Annotated in this window: 9 protein-coding genes; 7 read left to right on the top strand and 2 right to left on the bottom strand. The window is 64.7% G+C overall.

The genetic code is table 11. The annotated features are described in order from the left end of the window. Positions 1-74: 74 nt before the first annotated feature. The 6 genes from ilvC to ACOJSI_RS08340 all read left to right on the top strand — a co-directional run bounded on the left by ilvC (position 75) and on the right by ACOJSI_RS08340 (position 6,871). Positions 75-1,094: a ketol-acid reductoisomerase gene (ilvC, locus tag ACOJSI_RS08365; RefSeq protein WP_420137814.1), complete on the top strand. Its 1,020-nt coding sequence runs from the start codon at positions 75-77 to the stop codon at positions 1,092-1,094. 96 nt (positions 1,095-1,190) lie between these two features. Continuing rightward, a complete protein-coding gene (locus tag ACOJSI_RS08360; RefSeq protein WP_420137813.1) occupies positions 1,191-2,333 on the top strand; it encodes a fumarylacetoacetate hydrolase family protein in 1,143 nt (380 codons plus the stop codon). 15 nt (positions 2,334-2,348) lie between these two features. After that, a complete protein-coding gene (locus tag ACOJSI_RS08355; protein WP_420137812.1) occupies positions 2,349-3,791 on the top strand; it encodes an aldehyde dehydrogenase family protein in 1,443 nt (480 codons plus the stop codon). Continuing rightward, entirely contained in the window at positions 3,778-4,557 is a 780-nt protein-coding gene (locus tag ACOJSI_RS08350) for an SDR family NAD(P)-dependent oxidoreductase (protein WP_420137811.1), read from the top strand. The genes ACOJSI_RS08355 and ACOJSI_RS08350 overlap by 14 nt, the downstream gene beginning before the upstream one ends. Beyond that, positions 4,558-5,430 carry an SMP-30/gluconolactonase/LRE family protein gene (locus ACOJSI_RS08345; RefSeq protein ID WP_420137810.1) on the top strand — a complete coding sequence of 291 codons (873 nt, stop codon included), beginning with the start codon at positions 4,558-4,560 and terminating at the stop codon, positions 5,428-5,430. A 37-nt stretch (positions 5,431-5,467) separates the two neighbouring features. Then, positions 5,468-6,871 (top strand): sugar porter family MFS transporter, encoded by a 1,404-nt coding sequence (locus tag ACOJSI_RS08340; protein ID WP_420137809.1) that lies wholly within the window; start codon positions 5,468-5,470, stop codon positions 6,869-6,871. Positions 6,872-7,071: 200 nt separating this feature from the next. Here ACOJSI_RS08340 and ACOJSI_RS08335 read toward each other — a convergent pair whose 3' ends face one another. Then, positions 7,072-8,850: an IlvD/Edd family dehydratase gene (locus tag ACOJSI_RS08335; RefSeq protein WP_420137808.1), complete on the bottom strand. Its 1,779-nt coding sequence runs from the start codon at positions 8,848-8,850 to the stop codon at positions 7,072-7,074. A 115-nt stretch (positions 8,851-8,965) separates the two neighbouring features. After that, a complete protein-coding gene (locus ACOJSI_RS08330; RefSeq protein WP_420137807.1) occupies positions 8,966-10,033 on the bottom strand; it encodes a LacI family DNA-binding transcriptional regulator in 1,068 nt (355 codons plus the stop codon). Between the two features lie 192 nt (positions 10,034-10,225). Between ACOJSI_RS08330 and ACOJSI_RS08325 the strand changes: the two genes are divergently transcribed. After that, positions 10,226-10,996, top strand: a complete 771-nt coding sequence (locus ACOJSI_RS08325; RefSeq protein ID WP_420137806.1) for a FadR/GntR family transcriptional regulator — start codon at positions 10,226-10,228, stop codon at positions 10,994-10,996. The last annotated feature ends 37 nt before the right edge of the window (positions 10,997-11,033 follow it).

Raw genomic sequence — 11,033 nt, 5'->3', positions numbered from 1 at the left:
CAAGCGCGACGCTTCATCTCCTGCGGCCCGGGCATCCGCCGGGGCGACGAATTGACCTGAAAGGGCATATAACCATGCGCGTTTATTATGACTCCGATGCCGATATCGGCCTGATCAAGGGCAAGAAGGTCGCGATCGTCGGCTATGGCAGCCAGGGCCATGCGCACGCCCAGAACCTGCGGGATTCAGGCGTGGCCGAAGTTGCCATCGGTCTGCGTCCGGGCTCGGCCAGCGCCGCCAAGGCTGAAGGCGCCGGCTTCAAGGTCATGCCCGTCGCCGAAGCATCGGCCTGGGCCGACATCATCATGATCCTCGCGCCGGACGAACATCAGGCCGGGATCTGGGAAAAGGATATCAAGGACAATATCCGGGACGGCGCGGCGATTGCCTTTGCCCATGGTCTTAATATCCATTTCGGGTTGATCGAGCCGCCGGCGGGGATCGACGTTTTCATGATCGCGCCGAAGGGTCCTGGCCACACCGTGCGCGGCGAATATGTTAAGGGGGGCGGTGTGCCCTGCCTGATCGCGATCCATCAGGATGCCAGCGGCAATGCGCACGATGTTGCTCTGTCCTACGCATCGGCGGTCGGCGGCGGCCGCTCGGGCGTGATCGAGACGACCTTCAAGGAAGAATGCGAGACCGATCTGTTCGGCGAGCAGGCCGTGCTGTGCGGCGGTTTGACCCATCTGATCATGGCGGGTTTCGAGACGTTGGTCGAAGCCGGTTATGCGCCGGAAATGGCCTATTTCGAATGTCTTCACGAGGTGAAGCTGATCGTCGACCTGATGTATGAAGGCGGCATCGCCAACATGCGCTACTCGATCAGCAACACCGCCGAATATGGCGATTACCATACCGGCCCGCGCATCATCACCGATGAAACCAAGGCAGAAATGAAGCGCGTCCTTGCCGACATTCAGGGAGGTCGCTTCGTCCAGCGCTTCATGACGGACAACCGCATGGGCAATCCGGAGATGAAGGCGAGCCGGAAATTGCAGGCCGAACACGGCATCGAAAAGGTCGGCGCGGAGCTGCGTGCGATGATGCCCTGGATCGGCAAGAACAAGCTGGTCGATAAAGAACGTAACTGATCATCCGACGGCTTGACTTGCACGCGTTGCGCGACGACTGATAGCGCTAACAAGCTGCGCATCAGCGTGGCGTCAACGCGTGCAGGAGAGTGCGGGATGAAGGCTTTCGCGCCGGCAACGATGCTGGCGGACGATTGGCGCGAGGGCCTGTTCGCGGGCCGTGTCGAAACCTCCGAAGGGCCCACGCCCGTGCTCGTCCACGGCGGCGTGCTGCATGACATGAGTCGGGTCGCGCCGACCATGTCGCAGCTGATCTCCGATCGCGCGTTTGATGCATCTGCCGGAACGCCGCTTGGCGATCTCGATCGTCTGACCCTGTCGGCCGATGGTGACCTTCGCTTGCTCAGCCCGGTCGATCTCCAGTGCGTCAAGGCGGCTGGTGTGACCTTCGCGGTGTCGGCGGTCGAGCGCGTGATCGAAGAGCGTGCGCGTGGCGACGCCGGCAAGGCGGCCGAGGTTCGCGCAATGCTCGAAAGCCGCATCGGTGGCGGCATCCGTGGGTTGAAGCCCGGCTCCCCCGAAGCGATGACGCTGAAGCAGGCGCTGATCGACGAGGGCATGTGGTCGCAGTACCTAGAGGTCGCGATCGGCCCGGATGCGGAGATCTTCACCAAATCGCCGGTGCTCTCGACCGTTGGCTGGGGCGCCGACATCGGCGTGCGTTCGGATTCGTCCTGGAACAATCCCGAGCCCGAAATCGCCATCCTCGCCGACAGCCACGGCGAGCCGGTTGGCGCGAGCCTCGGCAATGACGTCAATCTGCGCGATTTCGAAGGTCGTTCGGCGCTGCTGCTCGGCAAGGCCAAAGACAATAATGCATCCTGTTCGCTCGGGCCGTTCGTGCGCCTGTTCGATCAAAGCTTCACCATGGACGATGTCCGCACGGCCGAGGTCGATCTGCTGATCGAGGGGGAGGACGGCTATGTGCTCAAGGGCCATAGCTCGATGGGCGAGATCAGCCGCGATCCGGTCGATCTGGTCACCCAGGCGATGAGCGAGCATCATTATCCCGATGGCTATATCCTGTTCCTCGGCACCTTGTTCGCGCCGACGCAGGATCGCGACGATCCGGGCCGGGGCTTCACGCACAAGGTGGGCGACGTCGTCTCCATCTCGACCCCGAAGCTGGGCCGTCTCGTCAACCGGGTGGTCTATTCTAAGAATGCGCCGCCATGGACGCTTGGCATCGCCGGGCTGATGCAGAATCTGGTGTCGCGCGGGCTGCTCGGCGCGCGCTAACAAGGCAGGGGAACCATGAAGCTCACCCATTTCATCGGCGGCCAGCAGGTCGAAGCCGACACGCCGTTCAACAGCATCAACCCGTCCAATACCGATGAGGTGGTCGCCTCATATCCCGCCGGCGGCAAGGCCGAGGTGGACGCCGCCGTCGCGGCCGCCCGCGCGGCCTTCCCAGCCTGGTCGATGGGCTCGCCCGAACTGCGCTCCGATCTGCTCGACCGGGTTGGCAGCACGATCATGGCGCGTGCGGCCGAACTCGGCGAACTGCTCTCGCGAGAGGAAGGCAAGACGCGGCCGGAGGGCATGGGCGAAGTGATGCGCGCCGCGCGCATCTTCAAATATTTCGCAGGCGAAGCGCTCCGTCGTCATGGCCAGACACTCGAATCCACCCGGCCCGGCCTCGATGTCGAGGTATGGCGTGAGGCGGTGGGCGTCTATGGCCTGATCACGCCGTGGAACTTCCCGATCGCCATTCCGGCCTGGAAGGCGGCGCCCGCGCTCGCGTTCGGCAATACCGTGGTGTTGAAGCCCGCCAATCCCACGCCCGCCATCGCCCATGCGCTGGCCTCGATCATTCATGAGGTCGCCGCGTCGCTCAATGCGCCGGCCGGCATTTTCAACATGATCCTCGGCCAGGGCGGCGTCGGGTCTGCGCTCGTCGATCATCCGGACGTCAATGGCATCTCCTTCACCGGCAGCCAGGGTGTCGGCGCCAAGGTCGGCATTGCCGCGGTCACGCGCCAGGCGCGGGTCCAGCTCGAGATGGGCGGCAAGAACCCGCTGGTCGTGCTCGACGACGCCGATCTGGAGCGAGCGGTCGCGATCGCGCTCGATGGCGGTTTCTTCCAGACCGGCCAGCGCTGCACCGCCTCCTCCAAGGTGATCGTGCAGGATGGCATCCACGACCGCTTCGTCGACGCGCTGGCGGCGCGCGCGAAGGCGCTCAAGGTCGGCCCTGCGCTCGATCCCTCGACCCAGGTGGGCCCAGCATCCTCGGACACGCAGTTCGAGCAGAATCTTCGCTACGTCGATATCGCCACCAGTGAGGGCGGTCGCCTCGTTACCGGCGGGGACAAGCTCAGCCTCGACACCCCCGGCTATTTCATGGCGCCGACCCTGATCGCCGATACCAATCCGGATATGCGGATCAATAATGAGGAAGTGTTCGGCCCGGTCGTCTCGACGGTCCGCGCCAAGACCTATGAGGACGCGCTGGAGCTGGCCAATCGCGGCAACTTCGGACTGTCGGCAGGCATCGTCACGACCAGCCAGAAGCATGCGCGCCACTTCAAGAAGAACGTGCGGGCCGGCATGGTGATGATCAACCAGCCGACCGCCGGCGTCGACTATCACGTGCCGTTCGGCGGCACGCGTGGCTCCAGCTATGGCGCGCGCGAACAGGGTTTTGCAGCAGTGGAATATTATACGCAGATGAAAACCGTCTATGTCGGCGATTGAGGGGGAAGCCCAGCGGGCGGTCTATCCTAGCCTCAAGGATAAGCGCGTTCTCGTTACCGGGGGCGGCAGCGGCATCGGAGAAGGCGTGGTCGAGGCGTTTGTGCGCCAGGGCGCGCAGGTCGCCTTTGTCGATATCGCCGATGAAGCGTCGCGCGCTCTGGTCGATCGGCTGAGCTATGCGCCGCACAAGCCGATCTACCGCCTGTGCGACCTGACCGATATCGAGGGCTTCAAGCGCACCCTGGCCGAGATCGAAGCGGCGCTGGGCGGCATCGATATCCTGATCAACAATGCCGCCAACGACGATCGCCATAGCGTCGAAGAGGTTACGCCGGCGTATTGGGACGATCGGATGGCGGTGAACCTGCGCCACCTGTTCTTCGCCGCCCAGGCGGTGGTGCCGGCGATGCAGCGTGCGGGCGGCGGCGTGATCCTGAATTTCGGTTCGATCAGCTGGCATCTCGGTATGGCCGATCTGGTCCTGTACCAGACCGCCAAGGCCGCGATCGAAGGCATGACGCGGGCATTGGCCCGCGATCTGGGCCGCCTCGGCATCCGCGTGAACACGATCGTGCCGGGCAACGTCCAGACGCCGCGCCAGATGAAATGGTATACGCCGGAAGGCGAGGCGGAGATCGTCAGCGCGCAATGTATCGACGGCCGCATCCAGCCTGCCGATGTTGCCGCGATGGTGCTGTTTCTCGCGTCGGACGATGCGCGCATGTGCACCGGTCATGATTATTTCGTCGATGCGGGATGGCGATAAATGGATGAGGCGCGCAGCGTTCTGTCGGTTCAGGCGACCCTGGGCGAGGGGCCGGTCTGGGTAGAGCGCGAACAGGCGCTCTGGTTCGTCGATATCAAGAACCACAAGGTCCATCGCTTCGATCCCGCGAGCGGCGATCACCGAGCCTACGATGCGCCGGGGCAGGTCGGCTGGGTCCTGCCGGCGGACGACGGCGCGTTTCTGGCCGGATTGCAGCAGGGCGTCGCCCGCTTCGATCCCGCGACCGGCGTCTTCGACGTGATCGCCACGCCCGAGGCCGCCCTTCCCACCAACCGCCTCAACGATGCGGCGGTAGACGGGCGGGGACGCGTCTGGTTCGGGTCGATGGACGACGGAGAGGGCGCCGCGACCGGTCGCCTCTATCGCTTCGATCGCGGCACGGTCGTCGATAGCGGCCTCGCGCCCGTTTCGATCACCAACGGTCCGGCCATCAGCCCGGACGGCCGCACCCTCTACCATACCGACACGCTCGGGCGGATCATCCATCGCGTGCCGATCAACGACGATGGCAGCCTCGGTACGCCGTCGCAGTTTGCAGTCATCGACGAAGCGGACGGCTGGCCCGACGGCGCGGTGTGCGATGCGGAGGGCTTTGTCTGGACCGGATTGTGGGGCGGCTGGCGCGCGCGCCGTTATGCGCCTGACGGGACGATTGCCGCCGAAGTGCGCTTGCCCGCCGCCAATGTCACCAAGATTGCCTTCGGTGGAGCAGATTTGCGCACCGCATACGCCACCACCGCGCGAAAAGGTCTCGACGCGGACGCTCTGGCCAGCCAACCTTTGGCGGGGAACGTGTTCGCCTTCGAAACGGACACGCCGGGACTGGCCGGGAACCTGGTCAAGCTGCGCTGACCGGCAGACGGTACAAAGGATAAGGAGAAAGCGGGAGATGCAGAGCGGGAAGGGGCAGGCCAATATGGCCTATATCGGCGCGATCGTCGCGGTTGCGACGATTGGCGGCCTCCTATTCGGATATGATAGCGGCGCCGTGAACGGCACCCAGAACGGCCTCAAGTCGGCCTTTGGCCTGAGCGAGGCTGGCCTGGGTTTCACGGTCGGCTCGCTGCTGATCGGCTGCTTCATCGGCGCCTTCTTCGCCGGTGCGCTTGCCGAGAAGATGGGCCGGCGCAATGTGATGCGTCTCGCCTCCTTGCTCTTCCTGATCGGCGCGCTCGTCCAGGGCTTCGCGCACAATCAGGAGATTTTCGTCATTTCCCGCCTGATGGGCGGTATCGCCGTCGGCGCGGCGAGCGTGCTCTCGCCGGCCTATATTTCGGAAGTCGCGCCGGCGCATATCCGCGGCAGGATGACGACGATCCAGCAGATCATGATCATCGCCGGCCTGACGGCGGCGGCGATCGTGAACTATTTCTTCCAGCAGGCCGCCGGCAACGATTCGACCAATGAACTCGCCTTCGGGCTGGCCGCATGGCGCTGGATGTTCCTCGCCCAGGCACTGCCGGCAGCGGTATTCCTGATCGCGCTCTTCTTCGTTCCGGAAAGCCCGCGTTTCCTGGTCGCGCGGGGCCGCAACGCGGAAGCCTCGGTCGTGCTGTCCAAGCTCTTCGGCGAGACCGAAGGGCGCGACAAGCTGGCGGAAATCCAGGGCAGCTTCTCGGCCGATCACCGCCCCCGTCTGTCGGACGTGCTCGCCAAGGGCACGGTGCTCCGCCCGATCGTGTGGGCCGGCCTGATCATCGCCGTGTTCCAGCAGCTCGTCGGCATCAACGTCATCTTCTATTATGGCGCTACGCTGTGGCAGGCCGCCGGCTTCTCGGAATCGCAGGCGCTGCTGACCAACATCATCAACAACTCGATCTCGATCGCGGCCTGCTTCGTCACCGTGCTCTATGTCGACAGGATCGGCCGCAAGCCGCTGCTGCTGATCGGCTCGGCCGGCATGGCGATCACCCTGTTCATCATGGTCTATGCCTTCTCGACCGGCACCATGACGGGCACGACGCTGAACCTGCCCGGCCATATGGGCATGGTCGCCGTGAGCGCCGCGCTCGCTTATTCGGCCTTGTTCAACATCAGCTGGGGCCCGGTCATGTGGGTCATGCTGGGGGAGATGTTCCCGAACCAGCTGCGCGGCTCGGCACTCGCCGTCTGCGGCTTCGCCCAGTGGTTCGCAAACTACCTGATCGCGCAGAGCTTCCCCGTCATGCTGGGCAGCATCGGCCTTGCCGCCAGCTACAGCTTCTACGGCACCTGTGCGGTGATCAGCTTCTTCCTGGTCCAGAAGTTCATTCACGAAACCAAGGGCAAGGAACTGGAGGCGATGGAGGGCTGAGCCCCTCCGTCACTTATCGGCCCAAAAAAGAAGCCCGCCGTTCTCCGGAACGGCGGGCTTTTCGTGGCCGAGCAACCTACGAAATGGGCGTGCCGAATGCGTTTCAGCATCCGGCGGGCAGGCGCGAACGGTCCGTCGCTCTCCGGCCGTCATTGCTTCGCTTCGCTCCTCGCAATGACCGAGGAGGCGCTAAACGAAGCTCAGTGGTTATGCCGCGGCGTCTTCGCTGCCACGCCGCGATACTTCACCGCGAATTCCAGCACCGCGCCCTCGTGCATCTGCCCGGTCTTCTCGCGGTACAACTCTTCCCACGGCGTATTGCTGGGCGGGATCGGCGGGGCGGGCTCCGTCTTGCGACGAGCAATCTCCGCTTCGTCGACCAGCGCGTTGCAACTGCCCGTGTTGAGATCGATCCGGATCATGTCGCCGGTCCGCAGCCACGACAGGCCACCGCCTGCCGCGCTCTCGGGCGAGGCGTTGAGGATCGACGGACTGTCCGACGTACCGGATTGGCGCCCGTCGCCCAGCGTCGGCAGCCACATCACACCGCGCTGGATCAGCGCGTCCGACGGCTGCATGTTGACGACCTCGGCCGAACCCGGCCAGCCGATCGGGCCGGCGCCGCGCATCACCAGGATGCAATTCTCGTCGATGTTCAGCGACGGGTCGTTGATGCGGTGGTGGTAATCGTCCGCCCCATCGAACACGATCGCGCGCGCCTCGAACGCGCCCTCCGATCCGGGCGTGCTCAAATAGCGCCGGCGGAATTCTTCGGAGATCACGCTCGTCTTCATGATCGCATGATCGAACAGATTGCCCGACAGGACGAGGAAGCCGGCCTGCTCCTTCAGCGGCGCCGCGAACGGCTTGATGACCTCGCGGTCGGGGCTCTCGCGCCCGGCGATATTGTCCGCCAGCGACCGGCCCGTCACCGTGGCGCAGCCGCCGTGCAGCTTGCCTGCCTCGAGCAGCTCCCACAGCAACGCCGGTACGCCGCCCGCGCGATGGAACCGTTCGCCCAGATATTTGCCGGCCGGCTGCATGTTGAGCAGCAACGGCAAATCATAGCCGTGCGTCGTCCAGTCGTCCGGCGACAGCTCGACGCCGGCATGTCGCGCCATCGCCATGATATGCGGCTCGGCATTGCTCGATCCGCCCGCGGCAGTGACGAAGGCGATCGCGTTGAGGAAGCTCTCGCGCGTCAGGATCTTGGACGGCCGCAAATCCTCATACGCCATGTCGACGATGCGCTGGCCGGTGCGATATGCCATCTGGCCGCGCTCGCGATAGGGCGCTGGGATGGCTGCGCAGCCCGGCAGCGACAGCCCCAGCGCCTCCGCCACGCCGTTCATGGTCGATGCCGTGCCCATCGTGTTGCAATGGCCGGGGGACGGCGCGCTTTCGGTCGCACGCTTGAAGAATTCTTCTTCGTCGATCTCGCCGGCGGCCAGCTTGCGGCGCGACCGCCAGATGATGGTGCCGGATCCGACCAGTTCGTCGCCATGCCAGCCGTCCAGCATCGGGCCGCCCGACAGCACGACCGCGGGAATGTCGACGGTGGACGCCGCCATGATCTGCGATGGCGTGGTCTTGTCGCAGCCGGTCGTCAGCACCACCGCGTCGATGGGATAGCCGTAGAGAATCTCGACCAGGCCCAGATACAGCAGGTTGCGATCCAGCGCGGCGGTCGGCCGGCGGCAATTTTCGAAGATCGGGTGAACCGGAAATTCCATAGGAATGCCGCCCGCATCGCGAATGCCCGCCGCCGTGCGCTTGGCCAGCTCGACATGGATGCGGTTGCATGGGGAAAGGTCGCTGCCCGATTGGGCGATGCCGATGATCGGCTTGCCCGATCGAAGCTCGTCCGGCGTCACCCCATAATTCATGAAGCGCTCCAGATAGAGCGCGACCATGTCGCTGCGGGCCGGATCGGCGAACCAGTCGCGCGAGCGGAAGGGACGTACGGCTACTCGGCTCAACGCGGCTCTCCAGAAAGACTGTGCGCGCTACAGGGCGACACGATCGGCGTGTCAAGCAGGTTGGAAACCATAGAGATCAATGCCTTGTTACGACAGCTGACGCGCCGTCTTGCGATCAACCGCGCGCGCTGGGTCGCCGCCGCGGCGCCGCATCCGATTGGCGTCGCACGAACGTATAATCCAGTTCGATATGGCGCGGGGCGGCCCGCATTGGCCCGCGCTGCCCGCGTATCTCCGCCGCCAGCAGCTCCATCGCCGCCTGCGACATTTCGCGAATAGGCTGGTGGATGGTTGTCAGCTCGGGCCAGATCGTGGTGGCAAGCGGCGTATCGTCAAAGCCGCACACGGTGATGTCGCCCGGCACGTCCAGCCCATGGCGATGCGCGACCGCCACCGCCGCCGCCGCCATGTCGTCATTGGCGGCGAAAATGGCGGAGGGCTGCTCCTTCAGCTCCAGCAATCGCTCCGCCGCATCCAGGCCGGAGCGATAGGTGAACAATCCCTCCACGATCAGTTCGGGTTCGGCGGCGATGCCCATCGATTCCAGTCCGCGGCGATAGCCTTCCCGCCGCCGGCTGCTCGCCGTCTGGTTGGGGTTGCCGGAGATGAAGCCGATCCGCCGGTGGCCGAGCTTCGCCAGGTGGCAGGTCATGTCGAAGGCGGCGCGCTCATCGTCGATGCTGACGGCGGAAATCTCCCCCGGCGGCATGCCGCTGGCCACCACCACCATCGGAATGCCGGCCTTCTGCAAAACCTCGATAACGTCGCCGGAATCGCATAAGGGCGGCGGCAGGATCACACCGTCGATACCGATACGGATCAAATGTTCGGCCGCCTGGACCTCGCGTGCGCCGATCTCGCATTGCTCGACCATCAACTGCACGTTGCCGCGGCTGGCCTGATCCAGTCCGCCGACCAGGAATTCGCTCAGATAGGCCGCGCTCGGATTGCTGTAGAGCAGCCCGATCCGCAGCTCTTCGGCGCCCGCCAGGCTGCGCGCGGCGCGGTTCGGGGCATAGCCCAGTTGCGTGATTGCGGCATTGACAAGATCGCGGGTCGCCGCCTTGACGTTGGCCTCCCCGTTGATGACGCGGCTGACAGTCATGGGGGATACGCCCGCGCTTGCCGCGACATCGCTGATTGTCGGGGCGCTGCGCTGTCGGCGGGACGTCCTGTTGTTCAACCTGTGCTTCCCCCCGAAAGGCGGGGTCATGGCCCCTTACCGTTCGTGCTTATCGCGAGTTGGAGGCTTAGGCAAAATAATGGTTTCGAGCGGAATGCACCGTATCGGACAGGGCTCGACATAGCGAAAAATCCCCTTTTGCGAGTGCCGATATTCCCGCGTACCTTAGTCTGGCTTTCGGGGGAGGATAGCATGGCAAAGACTGAAGAAGCAGCCAGTCCACGTTTATATGAAAGCATCACGCGTGCGCTGGAACAGGCGATTGAGGTGGGGCGCTATCGGCCGGGCGATCGGCTGCCATCCGAACGGGAGCTTTCGGATCAGTTCGGCGTCAGCCGTCCGGTTGTGCGCGAAGCCATCATCGTGCTGGAATTGCGGGGGCTCGTCCAGCGGCGGCACGGGGCGGGCGTCTATGTCGCGCCCAAGGCGTCGCTGCAGCTCAGTCCCTCGGACGAAGCGGACGGGCCGTTTGAGGTGACCGAGGCGCGGCGCCTGCTCGAAGGGGAAGTGGCTGCGCTCGCCGCAACCGCCGCCAACGATCAGCAGATTACGGAACTGGAAACGATCCTCGCCCGCATCGGCGATATGCGCAGCGATCAGCCGACGCGGGAGCGCGCGGATCGCGCCTTTCACGTGGCGCTGGCGCGCGCGACGGGCAACGATGTGCTCGTCGGCCTGGTCGAGACCTTGTGGGACAAGCGCTACCAGTCGCCGCTCTGCGTCTATTTCTTCAGCCGCGCGCGGGAGGCCGGGATCCAGCCGCCGGTCGACGAACATCGCCTCGTCCTCGACGCGATCCGGGCGCGCGATCCGGATGCCGCGCGCCGGGCGATGCGCGATCATCTCGCCCGCGTGACCGAAAATCTGCTGATCGCCACCGAAGCCGATGTGATGGATCGCGCGCGGCTGCGCGTCGAGGAACGGCGCTTCGATTTCGCACGCAGGGCAGGCGTCCAGGTTTGATGCCATGTTGACCGAACGGAATACGCACACATGAGAA

Source organism: Sphingomonas sp. (assembly GCF_048595155.1).
Taxonomy (GTDB): domain Bacteria; phylum Pseudomonadota; class Alphaproteobacteria; order Sphingomonadales; family Sphingomonadaceae; genus Sphingomonas_I.
Note: the sequence above shows the minus strand (reverse complement) of the source record. Positions and strands in the feature narration are given on the sequence as shown.